The organism is Paenibacillus sp. NAIST15-1, from assembly GCF_001894745.1.
GTDB classification, from domain to species: domain Bacteria; phylum Bacillota; class Bacilli; order Paenibacillales; family Paenibacillaceae; genus Paenibacillus_B; species Paenibacillus_B suaedae.
On record NZ_BBYF01000007.1, the window covers coordinates 151,138 to 168,932 of the forward strand.

Consider the following 17,795-nt stretch of genomic DNA (forward strand, 5'->3'; position numbering starts at 1 on the left):
CTCTGTGAAGATAATTTCGGGGAACCGTTATTGTTTTGCAGCGGCTCTTTTGCGATGTGGGATGAAGTGATGAGGTATTGCAAATAATAGACTGAAAGGATATACGCTTTGATATGTCTATTAGTAAGGAGTAGATAACCGCAATGTCAGAATCAAATTCACCCCATATTCCTCAGCCGAAGACATTTGGTCTGCTGGGGAATTTGCCGCAGCTGAACTTGGAAGCTCCAGTTCAATCCATGGTACAGTTGGCTGAGGAGTATGGTCCTATATTTCGCATTGATTTACCAGGGAGAAGCGAAATTTTTATCTCTGGTCATGAGTTGGTAAAGGATGCGTGCGACGAATCGCGCTTCGATAAAAACGTATGGGCGCCCTTGCGCAGTGTGCGGGCATTTACCGGCGACGGACTGTTCACAAGCGAAACAGAAGAGCCGAACTGGCAGAAGGCGCACAATATATTGCTGCCGAGCTTTAGCCAGTCGGCTATGCGCGGTTACCATGAGATGATGGTTGATATTGCGGTGCAGCTTATCCAAAAATGGTCGAGGCTGAATCCGGATGAGAGTATCGATGTGCCTGAAGACATGACCCGTCTGACACTCGATACGATTGGTCTCTGTGGATTCAATTATCGATTCAACAGCTTCTATCGCGATCAGCCCCATCCGTTTATTACAAGCATGGTTCGTGCGTTAAGCGAAGCAATGCATCAGCTTCAGCGCCTCAATATTCAAGATAAGCTCATGGTAGTCACGAAGCGGCAGTATCGGCATGACATCCAGTTTATGTACTCGCTCGTAGACAAAATCATTGCGGAGCGGAAGCAGCAGCCGGATGAAGCTGGTCAGGATTTGTTGAGCCATATGCTGAACGGAAAGGATCCAGCAACCGGGGAGTCATTGGTTGACGAGAATATCCGATACCAGATTATTACGTTTCTAATCGCGGGTCACGAGACGACAAGCGGTCTGCTGTCGTTTGCAATCTATTACTTACTGAAGCATCCCGAATGCTTGCAGAAGGCTTACAAGGAAGTGGATCGTGTGTTGACGGATCCTGTTCCGACGTATGCACAAGTGAGACAATTGCCATACATACGGATGATACTTAATGAATCACTTCGCTTATGGCCGACCGCCCCGGCTTTCTCACTATTTGCGAAGGAGGATACACTGCTGGCTGGCAAATACCCGCTTGCAAAGGGCGAGAGTGTGAATGTCCTTGTACCGAGGCTTCATCGAGACCGTGCTGTATGGGGTGAGGATGTAGAGCAATTCCGACCCGAACGTTTTGAAGACCCGAGCCAAATTCCTCATCATGCCTACAAGCCGTTCGGCAATGGCCAACGCGCTTGTATCGGGCAGCAGTTCGCGCTGCAAGAGGCTGCGCTCGTTTTGGGCATGGTGCTCAAGCATTTTGAAATAATCGATCATACCAACTATCAGTTGAAGGTGAAGGAAGCATTGACGCTGAAGCCTGACGATTTTCGGATTCGCATTCGGCTGCGGAAGCAACTGGGGGCAGGCGCTTTGTCTGAAAAGGGAGCGCTGGGTGGCGAATCAGAATCGTCGCATGAAAGTACTCAACAACAAGCTCCATTGGCCGAAGCACACGACACTCCGCTGCTCGTCCTATACGGCTCCAATCTCGGAACGGCCGAAGGCATTGCACGCGAGCTGGCGGATGAGGGACGCTATCAGGGATTCCGCAGTGAGGTCGCTCCTCTAAACGACTATGTAGGCAAGCTCCCGAAGACAGGGGCCCTCCTCATTGTAACCTCTTCCTACAACGGCAGGCCGCCAAGCAATGCACAGGCATTCGTGGAGTGGTTGGAGCAGCTTGACGATGGCGAGCTGGAAGGTGTCCGCTATTCCGTATTTGGATGTGGGGATCATAACTGGGCCAGCACCTATCAAGATGTACCGCGATTCGTTGACGAGCAGATGCAGAAAAAGGGTGCTGAACGGCTGATGAATCGGGGCGAAGGGGATGCGAGCGGCGACTTTGAGCTGAATGTCGAGAGCTGGCGTTCCAAGCTGTGGCCAGATATGATGAATGCGCTAGGATTACAGCTGAGCAAGCAATCCGAAGCCGTTCGCAGCACGCTTACCGTGGAATTCGTAAAGGATTATGCAGGCAGCAGGCTTGCCAATTCGTATGAAGCGGTTCATGCCGAGGTTGTAAGCAATCGCGAGTTGCAGCAGGCAGGAAGCGGGCGCAGTACCCGTCATATCGAGATCGCACTCCCTGATGGAGTCACCTATGAGGAAGGCGATCATTTGGGAGTGCTGCCGCGTAATCATACTTCTCAGGTGAATCGCGTGCTGCAAAGATTCGCGCTGAACGGCAGCGATCATTTGATTGTTAATGCAAGCGGACGCAGTGCGGCTCATCTGCCTACTGGCCAACCGGTCAGCCTGTCCGATTTATTTAGTCATAGTGTAGAATTGCAGGAAGCTGCGACCCGGGCTCAACTTCGTGAATTGGCGTCTTATACAGCTTGCCCGCCTCATAGACGTGAGTTGGAATCGCTTCTAGACGAGGATAAGTATGTAGCTGAAGTGCTGCGCAAACGGGTTTCCATGCTTGATTTGATTGAGAAATACGAAGCTTGCGAGATGCCGTTCGAGCGTTTTTTAGAACTGCTGCCTCCGCTTAAGGCTCGATACTATTCCATTTCCAGTTCACCTCGCATTCAGGAGAAGCAGGCGAGCATCACGGTCGGGGTCGTCCTCGGCCCGGCTTGGAGCGGCATGGGAGAATATCGTGGAGTTGCTTCCAATTATTTGGCTTCGCGTGAAGCGGGCGACTCGATTCTGATGTTCGTACGGACACCTGAATCCAAATTCCTGCCCCCTGCCGATCCTGCAACGCCGATCATCATGGTTGGACCTGGAACCGGGGTCGCACCTTTCCGCGGCTTTTTGCAGGCTAGACAGGCACTGCAGCAAGAAGGGAAATCGCTTGGACAAGCGATCCTCTATTACGGCTGCCGGAATGAAGCAGATTACTTATATCGTGAGGAACTGGAGAGATTCGTGCAGGATGGAATTGTGACCGTGCATACCGCCTTCTCGCGTAAAGAAGGCGAGGCTAAAACGTATGTCCAGCACATTATAGCTCAGCATGCGGAACAAATCGTAGAATTACTGGATAAGGGAGCCCACTTATATATCTGCGGAGATGGAAGCAAAATGGCGCCTGATGTGGAAGCTGCTGTGCGGCAAGCTTTTCAGAACGTGCATCGTGTTCATGAGGAGGAGGCGAAGCATTGGCTGGAACATTTGCAAGCGGAAGGGAAATTCGCAAAGGATGTGTGGTCTGGTTTGTAGCATCAGACCATAATTCTGCACCATCTATGGTCGTCTGGATATACACCATTTCATCGGATGGTTGGGAATTTGCGCAGAGGAAAGAAACAACTAGCAATGACAGAGAAAACGACGATGTTGTCGTTGCATGTCATTGCTTTTTTAATGCAGAAAATGCTTCAAAATGTCTTTCTCAACTGATTAATTATTTGTGGTAATATGTGGATAGGTGTGCAATTGAAATTGAGAAGCGAAAAAAGGAGGAATGGAGTTGACTGTACATCACATAAAAAGAAAGTTTCTTGCTGGTGTGCTGCTTGTTTTTGCCTTGCTGGGATGGAGTGTCATTATTGATGATACCGCTGCTGCTGCGAAATCAAAATATGCAATTCAGCTAGGAAATGCAACGGTACCACAAAATGAGATATTGAATGAGCATGGGATGATCCTAGTTCCACTATCCACAATAACGGGTTCTATGGGGCTCGACATGTCCTATGCTTTTCAACCGGGATTATATGATTATCATGTATACGCTATGCCGCAAAAGACCAAGACAGTCGAAGTTGGGGGGAATGACTATCGTGGATATTGGGTCAGCACACATCCGAATGGCAAGGAGGAGTACGAAGATTACACCCATGTTTATCAACCAGATCAGGATTGTGCTCCAAACTCGGATGTCTGTAGAGTGTTGAAGAAGTCATACCGCGGACCAATCATCCGAGACGGCCAACTGTATGTACAAGTACGATGGGTTACGCAAGCATTTGATTGGAATTTAACAATTATTCCGCGTGGGAAGGGGCAATTCGTGATTAAGATTACATCCAACACTGAGGGGAGCTAATGCATGGAGAAACGATCAACAAGGCCAGGCCGAATGTTAACGTTCATCTTGAATCATAGATTGATCTCGTTTTTGTTGATTGTGTTGTTAGTTAGTTTGAACGTGTTACTTTTCACGAAAATCTCATTTATCTTTTCTCCATTCATTATTTTCATTAAGACAGTACTGTTTCCAGTGCTTTTAGCAGGTGTGCTCTATTACTTGCTGAATCCGATCGTTGATCTTCTGGAACAATGGAGAGTCAAACGATTCATATCCATTCTCATTCTCTATATTCTCATTATCGGCATTATTACGGTCGTCGTTCTTGCTGTTATTCCTGTCATTAAGAAGCAAGTTATGGACTTGATTGCCAACTTTCCAGGGTTCAGCACCCAGATTGAGACGTTGTTCCGCGACATGATCGGCAGTGAGTTCTTCAACCGTATCCAGCAGAGCATCGATATTAATTCCAGCAACTTCGTAAGCTCCTTGTCCGAGCGGGCTACCTCGCTCTTAAACAACACATTCAATGGAATCGGTGGATTTCTAGGTGCAGTCACCGAAACGATTCTCGGCCTTGTCATCGTTCCATTCGTTCTTTTCTATTTGCTGAAGGATGGCCGGCGGCTGCCTGATTATATCCTTACATTTTTGCCGACTACGCTGCGCAAGCAATCCCATCAAGTGATGTCCGAGATGAATAATCAAATCAGTTCCTACATACGGGGTCAGATTATTGTAAGCTTCTGCATCGGCATCTTACTGTATGCGGGCTATTTAATCATTGGGCTTGAATATTCACTAATTCTAGCAGTAATTGCAGCTTGTACGAGTATTGTACCGTATTTGGGCCCTGCAATTGCAATCACACCCGCGATGATTGTGGCGCTTGTCACTTCACCGATGATGCTGCTGAAAATGATCATCGTCTGGACGATTGTCCAATTGGTGGAAGGGAAGTTCATTTCGCCGCAAATTATGGGGAAGACACTCCGCATTCATCCGATTACGATCATTTTCGTCATCTTGACAGCCGGCAACCTGTTCGGTGTAGTGGGCATTATTCTGGCTGTGCCTGGGTATGCAGTGCTCAAGGTTGTTGTTACGCATTTATTTGACTGGTTCAAGCGCCGCTCTAATCTCTATGACGATCATCTTACGATGTAAGTTGACTCTGCAGCTTGGGCAATTGATAATATTCATATGCAGCGCCATTTCAACGTTTGTATGCGATGAGATGGCGCTGTTTCATGTGTTCATCGCTTATTCTGCATCCTGAGATAACGGCAGTTGCTGCACCGCAAAATTTTGATGATCTAGTATCGAATCTATTTATTTTTTATCCTGCCAAAGGAGGAATGATCACAACGACCTATTTGTCAAGAAGAGGGAGATGAGAAATTTATAATGTTGCTCTAATAGATTACAAAAAAGTAAACAACAGCAATGTTTCAGCTCTTCTCTAGAAAATAATGGATAAAAATTATGTGTTATGGTATGTAACGTCGCTGGTGAGCACATCAGCACTATCCATTTTTCTGGGAGATGAGAATATTGTTGAATAAAAAGAAGTTTGGAAAAATATTTGTATGCGTAACATTAACATTGTCCTTTGCACTGTCAGCAGGTGCAGTAATGCCTGTTCAAACAGCTAGCGCGGCTTCTACATCGCAAAGCTCCAAGGCAGACAAAATTATAGCAACAGGGAAAAAATACTTAGGTGTTAAATATAAATTCGGTGCCAAGTCGGGAAGCACGAAAGCATTCGACTGCTCTTCGTTCACACAATATGTATATGGCAAACACGGAATCAAGCTTCCACGCACATCGAAGCAGCAATCCAAGGTTGGAGTTGCAGTTAGCAAAAAGAATATGAAGAAGGGTGATCTCCTGTTCTTCTACTCTCCGGTTCATCATGTAGGAATCTATATGGGAAATGGAAAAATCTTGCACACTTATGGCAAGGGCGGAGTAAGAATTGACAACTTGAGCAAGTGGGAGTCCCGCTTGACGAAAGTTCGTCGTGTAATTAAATAGTTTATAATGGACAAGCCTAAAGCAATACGATGTACTGCTTTAGGCTTGTTGTATGTTCTCAGGCGTTGTGCGAGTACGGTATGCACACAATAAATGTGCTGCCCTGTCCGATCGTGCTCTCAACTCGAATGGTGCCATGATGCTGCTCTACGAGCTCCTTCGCAATAGGCAGCCCTAAGCCCGTGCCTCCCGTTACGCGAGAGCGAGCCTTATCGACTCGATAAAATCGATCGAAAATTTTATCTAATTCTTCTTCGGGTATGCCAATTCCGGAATCCGATACTCGAAGGCATGCATTTTCTTTCTCTTGATAGACGGCAACTTCGATCCAGCCCAGGTCATTGGTATACCTTATGGCATTTTCAATGAGAATAATGGCAACCTGGCGCAATTGTTCCTTATCCCCATGTACATAAGCAGCCTTATTCAGATGCAAACGCAAGGAAATTTTGGAATCGGATTTCCATAGCTGCTTGATTGCTTCTCGGACAATGTCGGTAAGATTCACTTGTTCCTTCGGTGAGGGGCTTTTGCCTGAACGGGCTAACGTCAGTAGCTGAACAATTAGCCGCTGCATTCGCTGGCTCTCTAGGTCTAGCGAATCCAGTGATTTTTGCAGAACCTCAGCATTTTGATTCCCCCAGCGCTTCAGCAGCTTCACATGACCACGAAACGCGGTCAGCGGAGTGCGGAGCTCGTGTGAAGCATTTGTAATAAAGTTCATCTCCCGTTCAATCAGTTCTTCATGCTCATCTAACAACTGATTGAAGCGCTCCGCCAATTTCGTTAACTCCACCGGCGTTTTGGGGACATGAACCCTCTGCCTTAAATTCGGTGAATTCTTCATCTGAACAATTGAATTCATTATGCTGAACAGGGGGGAGAGGTTCCTCCTTGTTATTTGATAAATAAGCAGCGATCCTGCAGTTGAGCTGGCAAGTGCAGTAATGACGAGTACTTTAGTCATAATGAGCAAGATGCGTTCAATGGAGTGGAGCTGAACATGAATATAGATTCGACCGACCTGCCCGTTGGTTTGATTCCATATGACTTCATCTCTGATGAACAATCCATAGTCGGTGTTCCACTGCACGGTATCAAACCATCGGAATCGATTTTTCTGTTCGGCGAGGAAAGCCTCGTCCCAGTTGCGAGTTTGTGCTAATTTGCGTCCATCAGAGGACACAATTTGAACATCATAGTTCGCGTGATCGGGGTATAGCAGTTCATCGAGAAGGGATTGCCACTCCAGAAAGCCATCTTGAATACTTTCCCTTAGTTTGCGTTCGACGGCGAAAAGTTCCTGCTTGGAGTCTTGGAGCAACAGATGGGTAACTGCTCCCATAATACAGATCCCGATCAACAGAATGACAGCTAATAGGCTAAGAACATACCAGATCGTGAAGCGGAACATTAACGTATTGGCAGAATGCTTAAGCTGCTGGATAAGTGACTTGAACATGGTCATTTCTGATTCCCTATGGTTCACGCAGCACATATCCGACACCGCGAACGGTCTGGATTAACTTATGCTGATAGCCGCGATCCAGCTTGTTGCGCAAATATCGGATATAGACATCGACGACATTCGTCTCACCAACAAAGTCATATCCCCACACAGAGGACAATAGCTGTTCACGGCCAATCACTTCACCGAGATGTTCCATTAAGTATTGAAGTAATTCGAACTCACGCTGCGTTAATTCGATTCGATCCCCAGCACGGGTTACGACTCTTTTCTTCACATCCAAGATGAGATCGGCAAGCTGGTATACTTCCTTCTCTTCCGGATTAGCGGCATGGTTGGGGCGTCGTAAAGCGGTGCGTATGCGGGCAAGCAGTTCCTCAATCTCGAACGGCTTCGTAATATAATCATCTGCACCTGTATCGAGACCAGCAATGATATCTCCAACATAATCACGAGCAGATAAGAGGATAATTGGGACATCACTGACGCGCCGAATTCTCCGGCATACTTCAAGGCCGTTCAGCTTGGGCAGCATCCAGTCTAGCAGGATGAGGCTCCACTCGCCTTGTTGAAAGAATTCTAATGCTTGTTCCCCGTCTACAGCGACAAGTACCTCGTACCCTTCATGCTCAAGTTCAAGCTGGATGAATTGAGATACACTTTGTTCATCTTCGACTAGTAATATGGAGTGGGCTGACATGTGTTCACCACGTTTACACAAAGTTTTCCTATAGTATGACCTTGGGGTTGGGAATGCATTCTAGACTGCTGGAAAAGGAAATAGCTCTCGTCGCTACGTAGAGATTCGACGAGAGCTATCTTGTGGTTAGCGCGGAATCGGCTGAGCAAGCAATGTGCTGATCAAGGCAGCTGCTTCTTGCTTGAGCATGCTGCGTTTGGCTTCATAATTCAGAGTGCCATCTGCGTTAGCTTTAATTTCGGGGCCGTATTTGTGCATAGCGGCAGCATACTTGACACCGTCTAATGCCCAGACGTCAGTATCGCCAACCAGTTTCGCTTCTTGCACTGGAGATCCGAACACTTGGGCGATTCGCCACGCAATCATTGCCGCTTCTTGCCGTTGAATGGGTTGATCAGGTCGGAAGAGCTCACCTGATGCTCCGGTGATAAGCCCCAGCTCATACGCCGTTTGAACGTCTTTGGCAGCCCAGTGGCCTTTCATATCGGTGAAGGAGACTGCGTTCAACGAAGGCTGCATGCGCAAGCACTGCATGAGCATGGAGACGAATTCAGCCCTCGTTATGGTAGAGGAGGGACGGAACTGTCCTTGATGTTCGGATACTCCACTCCTCATCATGATATCTTGAATGTATCCATAATACGGATGATTCTTGTCGATATCTGAATAGAGGACTTTAGGAACAGTGAGCTTCTCGAACCATGCTACGTTGCTGTTATCCATGTAGGAAATTTCCCCATTGTCTTCCTGTTTGAAGCCAACTAACTTTCCATGATCCGTACGGAACAGCCATGGTTCGATCTGAGTCAATGGATGGGTTCCGTAGAATGGATCGATAAGGGATAATTTTTTGTCAGATTGCTCAGCAATTTGAACGACCTGGATGCCCATCCGAAGATTACGGTAGTGGCCAACTAGCTTGCTTTTCACCTCTTGCGAGGGCTCTGTTTTCGGTTGGGCAGGCCGTTTGTCCGGATAATAGTGATTCATAAAGGAACGAAATACCGTGTTGCGATAATCTACACTAGAGTCTTCGTTGGAATTGTATGCGACCAAAAAGCCGACATTTTGTTCTGGCAAGAGACTTAACCAAGAGCCGAACCCTGGAAGATTTCCACCCTTGCTTATGACGGTTTCACCATGATAGGCTTCTTGAAACAAGGATTCGAAGCCGTATGTCGTATTCGGAATTTTCGGATGAGCGGATACACGGATTTTTACCATCTCGCGTACGGTTTCAGGCTGTAAGATTCGCTGCCCCTTGTACGTACCGCCATTTAAAAGCGCGATCATAAATTTAGCCATATCCGCACCGGTTGATACAAGGCTCCCGTCGGGGCCGTCTGCGGGAGATACCTCGTAATAAGGAAGAACTTCACCTGTCTTCTTATAGCTTGTCGCTAGATCCTTCTTAGCATCAGGCGTCATCACGAAGCTGCTGTTCGTCATTCCAAGAGGCTGCAAAATATGCTGCATGCCATATTCATGGAAAGGAGCTCCAGTTATGCGCTCAACGAGATAGCCTTGAAGGCGAAAGGCGAAATTGTCATAGCTGTATACAGTGCCTGGCTTGCGTACAACCGTTGGCATATACTTGCGAATATACTCAGCATTCGTCTTGACTGCCATGTCGTCCGGAGCTTCAGGGTAGTCGAAACCAGTCGTGTGCGTCATGAGATGCTCAGCTGTTAATGACCCTTCGACTTTTCGAGGAATGGCGACATCCCCCATGTACGCGCTGATGTCTTTCTTCAGATCAATCTTACCCTGCTCGGCGAGCTGAAGCAGGGCCAATGATGCGAAGGGCTTCGTTATGGAAGCAAATCTTAGAATCGTATGATCGGGATCCATGGACTTTTTGGTTTCTATATCTGCATAGCCATACCCTTTGCTTAATAAGACTTGCCCATCCTTGACGACGACAAAGACAGCTCCCGGAAGCTTCTTCATTGAAGGTGAGGAAAATAACTTGTCAGCAAATGCTTCAACCTCCTTAGGATCGGAGGGGCCATTAGTCACGATTGATGGGATCGAGGCTTGTGTGTTCCGTACTACTGTGCTTGCGGACGGGGAAGATTCTGTACTCGAATCAGCCGCATACGCAGGAGCGACAGTTGTGAGTGCCACGGCAAGTGAGAGTATTATCATCAGCTTCCGAGCACGACGATGATTCAGATTAGGGCTGGCAGATGTTCTTTCTGAAGAATGTGGTTGCATGTTTCTCTCCTCCAATATGGATAAGGATTAATGGAGACTGAACTTGCGAGTACATATGAGACTGTGTCATTCTTGCACGGTACTTCAATTGCTGAGCATCTATTTGCGCTGTTTTTTAGTAAATATGGGCTCATGCTGAAAATCTTCTTACTTGCATGAAGGAGATAGATTGAGTTACTGTGGGTTAACCATTCTTTTTTTGTTGGTTTGAGTTGGTTATGATAGAAATCATAGTATAATCATTTACATATAGAAGAGAGGCATTCATCGAGTTACCTATCGAGCTACACGAATTAATAGGCTACGCGTCATCGAAGATGTTGCGAAAATGGTTCGTTAGGGATATCCTCTGCTTCGACATACATACATATGCAACTAAGAAATCTAGCTTACAAGGAGGGCACAGTTTATGCTTCATCCGTCGTTAATTGAGAATGTGCTTACCGCCGCTTTAGCAACTGGCGGGGATTTTGCTGAGGTATTTATGGAAGATCGGACGACGTCTAGCTTGGGGATGATTGGTGGGATCGTAGAACATGCACTTGGCGGTCGAGATTATGGCGTCGGCATACGCATATTCAACGGGGTGTTCGCGGTATATGCGTATACGAATGATTGCACCGCAGATAATCTGATCAAGGTAGCTGCTTCAGCTGCACAAGCGATCCGTGGTCAAACCAGAGATATTGTGATTGATTTGCGTCGAGCTACCATTGCTGATCTTCATCCTGTTCTTATTCCGCCGAATGAAGTAGGGAAGGGACGCAAAATAGAATGGATGAGGCGCGCGCATGAATCATCCAAGGCGTACAGCCCGACGATTACGCAAACCTCGATAGCACTGAATAACTGGGTACAAGATATTTGCATTGCCAATTCCGAAGGACTGCTGGTGGAAGATCGCAGGACCTATACGAGAATGAGCTTCAGCTCGATTGCTGAAGCGGGGGGCGTCAAGCAAGGAGGATATGTCGCTCCTGGTGCTCACGCGGGTCTGGAGTTAATCGACTCAATGAATATTGATTGGTACGCAAGAGAAGCGTCCCGTATCGCGACTACAATGGTAGGCGCCGGCTATGCGCCGAGCGGCAAGCTGCCGGTTATTATCGATAATGCCTTTGGCGGTGTCCTATTCCATGAGGCATGCGGGCATGGACTTGAGGCGACAGCTGTGGCGAAGAAGGCTTCTGTGTTCGCCGACAAGCTCGGTGAGCAAGTGGCGTCTCCACTTGTAACTGCCATTGATGACGGGACGATTCCGAACGCATGGGGCTCACTGAATATCGACGATGAAGGATCGCCAACACAGCGTAATGTGCTCATCGAGAATGGGGTGCTGAAGGGCTATTTGATTGATAAGCTGGGCAGCCGCAAGATGGGAATACCGTCAACGGGATCTGGCCGCCGGCAATCCTATCAATTTGCACCGACCTCCCGCATGAATAACACCTACATTGCAGCAGGTCATTCCACACCGGAAGAGATTATTGCCAATACAGAGTATGGCCTGTATGCCAAGACAATGGGCGGAGGCTCCGTGAATACAGCGACAGGTGAATTCAATTTTGCGGTCAATGAAGGCTACATCGTGCGCAACGGAAAGATCGAAGAACCGGTCAAAGGTGCAACGCTCATCGGCAAGGGAATCGATGTTCTCCAGAAAATTGATATGGTAGGCAACAATCTAGATCACGGTCAAGGCATGTGCGGCTCATTGAGCGGCAGTATTCCCGTCAATTGCGGTCAGCCAATGCTTCGTGTATCCAGCATGACGGTTGGCGGAAGAAAGGGGGAATAAACGATGGCATTGGAGATTGCAGCATTTCAACAGCATCTATTTGAAGAAGGGCGTAAACAAGGCTGCGTGAAGATGGAAGTCTATTATGAACAGATTCGTTCAACTTCTGTGCGTGTCTCTAAGGGAGATATCGACGCATTTACAATTAAGGAGACGGGCGGCGTCTCATTTCGTGGTGAATTCAACGGCAAAATGGGCTATGCCTATTCGGAAAGATTAGAAACGGATGTCATTGCATTTCTGATTGAAGAAGCAAGAAGTAATGCGTATGCACTCGAAAGTAGCGAAATAGACCAGTTGTTCCCTGGAGCACCCACTTATCAGCAGGTCAAAACCCATGAAGCGGAGCTGCTGCTTACGGCTCCACAGCTTCTCATTGATGCAGCGATGGACATGGAGCGAATCGCGCTAGCATCCGATGAACGGATTACCTTAGTGAGAAGCTCTTCCGTTACGCTCACTGAGAATGAGGTCACGATCGCTAATACAGAGGGGTTGAATTGTAGCGCATTATACAGCACTGCAGTTGGCAGCCTATCCGTTGTGGCGACACAATCTGGCCAGACGACGACAGGCGATTGGTTCGATTACTCCATGGAACGCTTCGAGGATATCGACTTCGAGGCTATTGCTCACAAGGCAGTTGAGGAAGCGGTGTCGAAGCTGGGGGCGGATACCATATTGTCCGATCAATATCCAGTTATATTCCGTCATGATGCAGCCAGCAAGCTGCTAGGTTCTTATACGTCCATCTTCTCGGCAGAGGCGGTAAATAAGGGCTTCTCAGGCTTGAAGGATAAGATCGGTGAGCAGATAGCGGGAAGTAATGTCACCCTTGTGGATGACCCGCTCATGAATGGCGTTCTGGGTGCTTGCTCGTTCGATGCAGAGGGGTATGCCTGCACATGTACGGAAGTGATTAAGGAAGGCAAGCTGCTCACTTATTTGCATAATGGGAAGACGGCAAGCAAGGCAGGTTTGGTCTCAACAGGTCATGCCTCTAAGGGCGGGTACCGCGGTAAAATCGGTATTGCGCCTCACAATATGTATGTACTTCCAGGTTCGACGGCGCTTGAGGACATGATTGCAGGCATGGAGAGAGGTGTAATGATTGTACAACTCCAAGGTCTGCACGCGGGGACGAATGCCGTATCCGGCGAATTCTCGTTATCCTGCACCGGCTTCCTTATCGAGCAGGGGAGAGTCGTACGTCCTGTCAATCAAATCACGGTATCCGGCAACTTGTTCGAGATGTTGAAGCAGATAGAGGTTGTAGGCAGTGATATCCGATTCACAGGCAGATGTAATGCGCCATCATTGAAGGTAAAGGGCTTGACGATCTCAGGAGCATAAATCTGAAGCAAATGCAACACAGGAATTGGATTTGACAGGAAAGAAGCCCGCTTTCTATAATGAATTGTTATAATAAGGTCGGTAGATAACAGCAGGAGATGCAGCATGACTGAACTATCAAAAAAAGAAACGTTTGTTTTTGGGTTAATGTTATTTGCTTTATTCTTTGGTGCAGGTAACCTCATATTCCCACCTGCGGTGGGATATGCGGCAGGTTCAAGTGTATGGCAGGCGATGGTAGGGTTCTTAATTACCTCAGTAGGACTGCCGATTCTAGGTGTTGCAGCAATCGCTAAATCTGGTGATTTGCAGTCGCTTACAAATCGCGTCCACCCAGGATTTGGGTTTGTGTTTACGCTAATTACGTATTTAGCGCTAGGGCCGTTTCTCGTCATTCCGCGTGCCGGCAGCGTAGCGTTTGAGATGGGAACAGTCCCACTCCTTCCAGAGCCGCTTCGAACAAGCGGCTGGTCATTATTGACGTATTCCGTGATTTATTTTGTCATCAGCTATTGGTTGTGCTTGAATCCATCGAAGCTGTTCGAGCGCATCGGCAAAATACTGACACCGATATTGTTGGTGATGATTATTATCGTCTTCATTCAAAGTTTATTCCATCCGCTCGGGGACTATGGTATGCCTGCAGAAGGGTATGTACAATATGCTGCTTTTAAGGGTGGTATAGATGGTTACTCAACGATGGATGCCTTGTCTGCTCTATTGCTTGGTAGTGTCGTCGTATCGGCAATACGCAAGCGTGGCGTTACGAACACACAGAAGCTGTCTGCCATCACGATTAAGGCTGGGCTGATCGCAGGTGTATGTCTCGCCATCATTTACATGATGATCGGGTACCTTGGATCCACGAGCCATTCTGTAATCGAAGGGGCTGCGAATGGCGGTCAAATATTGACTGCAATCGTGCTATTCTTATTTGGCAAATGGGGCACCGTACTGCTTGGGATTGTATTCCTTCTTGCTTGCTTAACGACTTCGGTCGGCCTGTTGGCAGCGTGTGGAGAGTACTTCCATTCCATTATGCCGCGGATTTCGTATAACAAGTGGATTGGAATCTTATGTGTCGTAAGTGTAGCCGTAACCAATTTGGGGCTTGATCAGATTATTTCATTTTCAGCGCCAATCGTGTCCGCCATTTACCCACTTACCATTGTCCTTATCATTTTGGCGTTGCTTCATCGCATGTTCCATGGACATTCAGCCGTATATATTGGCAGCTTGCTCGCAACTGCATTAATCAGCATTGTGGATGGCTTGAAGCAGGCGAATTTTGAAATGGGAGCGGTGGAGAGACTGTACAGCCATCTCCCGTGGTATACAGCTGGACTTGGCTGGGTCGTTCCTGCCATTGCGGGGGCAATTATCGGCTATTTGTGGGCATTCGCTCGCAAGGAATCACAGGATAGTCAGCCAACCGAAGCAACGGAAGCAATTGAATAATGGTAGAGTGAGTATAAGCTTAATTTCCTTAGTTAGGAGATTAAGCTTTTTTTCATCTCGCTGTATGAATTAACAGAAGGAATACACGAACGGGGAGCGAATAGAATCAGGATATGTTGTCGAGCATTTGCTTAGGCAGTATGTAAGAAAGGGGATCAAGATACGATGATCGTGAAAATGACACATTCGAATAGGGATGATTACAATAAGCCAAACGACGACGGATTTACTGTGATTGGTCGGATTGTTCCCACCTATAAAAATGATACATGGTCTTATACAGAAGAACGATTTGATGAGCCGTATTTCAAGCAATATGAAGAGGAAGAATTTGATAACCGTTATATAGAGGACAAAGATAAGGCAGTGTTCTTCTATTACGGGGAGGACAGCTGCGTCGGACAAATGAAAATTTGTTCAAACTGGAATGGATTTGCGCTCATTGAACATATTCAAGTTGCAGCAGCTTGGAGGCACAAGGGAATTGGAACTGCATTATTGAAGACGGCTGTGGAATGGGCGATGCAAAATAACTGTGCGGGTCTTATGCTTGAGACACAGGATGTGAACATTCAAGCGTGTCGCTTATATGCCAAGTATGGCTTTGTCATTGGCGCAGTAGACAGTATGATGTATGCGAATTTTGCAACTGCGAAGGAAAGAGCGATTATTTGGTATTATAAGTTTTCGCGTTAGTTGCAAGGGAATCATAACGGCTAGATGAAGCCTCCTTCTCCATAGGGCAGGCTTTTTTTTTTTTTTTGCGCTGAAATAGTGCCTTTGTGTTGAAGCATGTGTTTTCGATTCGCTCTAATAAATGTGTTCGCAAGGTAGAATTACCGACCCTGAATATAAATGTGTCTTTAATGTGAAAAATATGTGTCAATTCCGTTAACGTTAATGGTATAATAAGGAATGACAACAAAGAAACTTCATACAACCTATCATGCATATCAGAATGGGGCGGATGAAATGAATTATCAGGTGAAGGTTCCTACGCGAACAAAAGCGATATTGGGTGGCTCTCTGTTATTCAGTGCCGGAATGCTGCAAATTGCGGCCATGACAGAGCGGACATTTCCTGTATTGTTCTTCATGCAGATGGCGGTTATTGGCATTGTCATAATGTCATTGATCGCGGGAGCATACGCGACATGGGTTAAGCGGACAGTCGAAATACATCCAACTTCAGACACGATTCGCTTGCATGGCAATGTGTATCATGCAAATGAGATCGAATCCATTAAGATAAAAGGCGTCAATTCCCCTGCAATCGGTATACAATTAAAATCGAAGCATATAATTCCGTTGAAATGTTGTTTTTCCTTCACGAAGGGAGAACAGCGTGGAAATGAGGAGCTTCTGAAATGGGCGGAACGCAATGGCGTTCCCGTGAAGCAAACGTACTTCATTACGTGGATCTAACGACAGATGTTATGCCAGGGAAGGGAGGCGCTGAAATGATTCGAGAAGTTGCAACATTATCCATTAAGGCTGGTATGCGCAATGATTTCGAAAGCGCCTTCCGTCATGCATCTTCGATATTAGAAGCTGCAAGAGGGTATATCACACATGAATTGCATAAATGTGTAGAGGCAGCCGATCGATACATAGTAATTGTACAGTGGCACTCTTTGAAAGAGCATGCGGTTGGTTTTCGTCATACCGTGCAATATGAACAATGGAATGCGCTGCTGGAAGCTTATTATGAGTCACCTCCACAGGTGGAGCATTATGTGCAGATCCCGGTTCACTTGAAGTAGTGTGTTTATCATTTCATGTTGTCTACTCTTTTGTCTATATACAGCGTGCCGTCACGTTGTATCTCCGCATAGAAGATTTCCTCGATTTGCTCGGGAGAGCATCCAGCTTTACGCAGCGCTTGACTTAACCATTCCTTCGTCAGGTTAAGGTCAAGTAGATTTTTATAGACGATAGAGCCATCAACGATAATCTCGGTAGGCATATACAATGTAGGCTGTACGCACACTTTCAGGTCCTCTTTCGTAGGGGACTCTTTTTCGGCTTTTTTGAGCACACTCATTCTTCCATGCGGTTCCAGAATTGCATAATCAACATCTTGAATGGAGAAGACATCCTTTTCGCGAAGCAGCATGCTAATATCGTCCATATTGAGATGCATGGACGCCATTGCTTTTTCGAGAATCTTTCCTTTTTTGATGACAATGGTAGGTTCACCGTCTAAGAGTACGCGAATTCGTGGGAACTTTAAGGACAGCTTACCGATCCCTATTGTTAGCAGGCTCCATACTGTTAAGCTTATGATTCCGTCAACAACGGAAATATGAGTCTCAATCGCGATATCCGCAGCGATAGAACCAAATGTGATTCCAGTGATGTAGTTGAATAAAGTAATGTGGCTCATTTGTTTTTTGCCTAGCAATCGGCTAAATGCAAGCAAAGAGATGAATGCAAATATAGTACGAGCTATGATGTCCACGGATGCACGCTCCTTTGTAATTGGAGTTTGTCCCACCCTCTTTGATATTATTCGAATATAAGTCCTGACTACGGATACATAGAGTACGTTCTTTGCAGCAAAAGGCTAAATGATCATCCATCTACATAGGATATAGGGTTGCTGAAGCTGCTATAGA

15 protein-coding genes are annotated in these 17,795 nt (G+C 46.7%); 11 read left to right on the plus strand and 4 right to left on the minus strand.

The window, feature by feature from the left end; genetic code table 11:
• Positions 1-143 precede the first annotated feature (143 nt).
• The 4 genes from PBN151_RS16940 (at position 144) to PBN151_RS16955 (ending at position 6,183) form a co-directional block, all read left to right on the plus strand.
• On the plus strand, positions 144-3,335 hold the full coding sequence (locus PBN151_RS16940) for a bifunctional cytochrome P450/NADPH--P450 reductase (RefSeq protein ID WP_072729935.1): 3,192 nt from the start codon (positions 144-146) through the stop codon (positions 3,333-3,335).
• 250 nt (positions 3,336-3,585) lie between these two features.
• Positions 3,586-4,164, plus strand: a complete 579-nt coding sequence (locus PBN151_RS16945; protein ID WP_072729936.1) for a hypothetical protein — start codon at positions 3,586-3,588, stop codon at positions 4,162-4,164.
• A gap of 3 nt (positions 4,165-4,167) precedes the next feature.
• On the plus strand, positions 4,168-5,313 hold the full coding sequence (locus PBN151_RS16950) for an AI-2E family transporter (RefSeq protein ID WP_028531490.1): 1,146 nt from the start codon (positions 4,168-4,170) through the stop codon (positions 5,311-5,313).
• A gap of 378 nt (positions 5,314-5,691) precedes the next feature.
• Positions 5,692-6,183 (plus strand): C40 family peptidase, encoded by a 492-nt coding sequence (locus PBN151_RS16955; protein ID WP_036590961.1) that lies wholly within the window; start codon positions 5,692-5,694, stop codon positions 6,181-6,183.
• A 58-nt stretch (positions 6,184-6,241) separates the two neighbouring features.
• Here PBN151_RS16955 and PBN151_RS16960 read toward each other — a convergent pair whose 3' ends face one another.
• The 3 genes from PBN151_RS16960 to PBN151_RS16970 all read right to left on the minus strand — a co-directional run bounded on the left by PBN151_RS16960 (position 6,242) and on the right by PBN151_RS16970 (position 10,301).
• Entirely contained in the window at positions 6,242-7,651 is a 1,410-nt protein-coding gene (locus PBN151_RS16960; RefSeq protein WP_072729937.1) for a sensor histidine kinase, read from the minus strand.
• Between the two features lie 10 nt (positions 7,652-7,661).
• On the minus strand, positions 7,662-8,351 hold the full coding sequence (locus PBN151_RS16965; protein WP_021253666.1) for a response regulator transcription factor: 690 nt from the start codon (positions 8,349-8,351) through the stop codon (positions 7,662-7,664).
• Between the two features lie 126 nt (positions 8,352-8,477).
• Positions 8,478-10,301, minus strand: a complete 1,824-nt coding sequence (locus PBN151_RS16970) for a serine hydrolase domain-containing protein (protein WP_227774758.1) — start codon at positions 10,299-10,301, stop codon at positions 8,478-8,480.
• Positions 10,302-10,320: 19 nt separating this feature from the next.
• Here PBN151_RS16970 and PBN151_RS32000 point away from each other — a divergent pair, with 19 nt between their 5' ends.
• The 7 genes from PBN151_RS32000 (at position 10,321) to PBN151_RS17000 (ending at position 16,940) form a co-directional block, all read left to right on the plus strand.
• Positions 10,321-10,521 carry a hypothetical protein gene (locus PBN151_RS32000; protein WP_227774760.1) on the plus strand — a complete coding sequence of 67 codons (201 nt, stop codon included), beginning with the start codon at positions 10,321-10,323 and terminating at the stop codon, positions 10,519-10,521.
• A gap of 456 nt (positions 10,522-10,977) precedes the next feature.
• On the plus strand, positions 10,978-12,366 hold the full coding sequence (locus PBN151_RS16975) for a TldD/PmbA family protein (RefSeq protein WP_072729939.1): 1,389 nt from the start codon (positions 10,978-10,980) through the stop codon (positions 12,364-12,366).
• 3 nt (positions 12,367-12,369) lie between these two features.
• A complete protein-coding gene (locus PBN151_RS16980; RefSeq protein ID WP_227774761.1) occupies positions 12,370-13,719 on the plus strand; it encodes a TldD/PmbA family protein in 1,350 nt (449 codons plus the stop codon).
• Positions 13,720-13,824: 105 nt separating this feature from the next.
• Positions 13,825-15,177 carry a branched-chain amino acid transport system II carrier protein gene (gene brnQ / locus PBN151_RS16985; protein WP_072729940.1) on the plus strand — a complete coding sequence of 451 codons (1,353 nt, stop codon included), beginning with the start codon at positions 13,825-13,827 and terminating at the stop codon, positions 15,175-15,177.
• A 165-nt stretch (positions 15,178-15,342) separates the two neighbouring features.
• Entirely contained in the window at positions 15,343-15,873 is a 531-nt protein-coding gene (locus PBN151_RS16990) for a GNAT family N-acetyltransferase (protein WP_072729941.1), read from the plus strand.
• Between the two features lie 219 nt (positions 15,874-16,092).
• The gene (locus tag PBN151_RS16995) at positions 16,093-16,602 is read left to right on the plus strand and encodes a 6-phosphogluconate dehydrogenase (protein WP_227774762.1); all 510 of its coding nucleotides are present in this window, start codon (positions 16,093-16,095) and stop codon (positions 16,600-16,602) included.
• A 35-nt stretch (positions 16,603-16,637) separates the two neighbouring features.
• Entirely contained in the window at positions 16,638-16,940 is a 303-nt protein-coding gene (locus PBN151_RS17000; protein ID WP_021260318.1) for an antibiotic biosynthesis monooxygenase family protein, read from the plus strand.
• Positions 16,941-16,948: 8 nt separating this feature from the next.
• Here PBN151_RS17000 and PBN151_RS17005 read toward each other — a convergent pair whose 3' ends face one another.
• Positions 16,949-17,638, minus strand: a complete 690-nt coding sequence (locus PBN151_RS17005) for a DUF421 domain-containing protein (protein WP_072729942.1) — start codon at positions 17,636-17,638, stop codon at positions 16,949-16,951.
• Positions 17,639-17,795: the final 157 nt, after the last annotated feature.

What these genes read in the sequence shown, in the direction of transcription:
- PBN151_RS16940 (WP_072729935.1), top strand. Translation starts at nt 144, where the DNA reads ATGTCAGAATCAAATTCACCCCATATTCCTCAGCCGAAGACATTTGGT.
- PBN151_RS16950 (WP_028531490.1), top strand. Translation starts at nt 4,168, where the DNA reads ATGGAGAAACGATCAACAAGGCCAGGCCGAATGTTAACGTTCATCTTG.
- PBN151_RS16955 (WP_036590961.1), top strand. Translation starts at nt 5,692, where the DNA reads ATGAGAATATTGTTGAATAAAAAGAAGTTTGGAAAAATATTTGTATGC.
- PBN151_RS16960 (WP_072729937.1), bottom strand. Translation starts at nt 7,651, where the DNA reads ATGACCATGTTCAAGTCACTTATCCAGCAGCTTAAGCATTCTGCCAAT.
- PBN151_RS16965 (WP_021253666.1), bottom strand. Translation starts at nt 8,351, where the DNA reads ATGTCAGCCCACTCCATATTACTAGTCGAAGATGAACAAAGTGTATCT.
- PBN151_RS16970 (WP_227774758.1), bottom strand. Translation starts at nt 10,301, where the DNA reads ATGAAGAAGCTTCCGGGAGCTGTCTTTGTCGTCGTCAAGGATGGGCAA.
- PBN151_RS16975 (WP_072729939.1), top strand. Translation starts at nt 10,978, where the DNA reads ATGCTTCATCCGTCGTTAATTGAGAATGTGCTTACCGCCGCTTTAGCA.
- PBN151_RS16980 (WP_227774761.1), top strand. Translation starts at nt 12,370, where the DNA reads ATGGCATTGGAGATTGCAGCATTTCAACAGCATCTATTTGAAGAAGGG.
- brnQ (WP_072729940.1), top strand. Translation starts at nt 13,825, where the DNA reads ATGACTGAACTATCAAAAAAAGAAACGTTTGTTTTTGGGTTAATGTTA.
- PBN151_RS16990 (WP_072729941.1), top strand. Translation starts at nt 15,343, where the DNA reads ATGATCGTGAAAATGACACATTCGAATAGGGATGATTACAATAAGCCA.
- PBN151_RS16995 (WP_227774762.1), top strand. Translation starts at nt 16,093, where the DNA reads ATGACAACAAAGAAACTTCATACAACCTATCATGCATATCAGAATGGG.
- PBN151_RS17000 (WP_021260318.1), top strand. Translation starts at nt 16,638, where the DNA reads ATGATTCGAGAAGTTGCAACATTATCCATTAAGGCTGGTATGCGCAAT.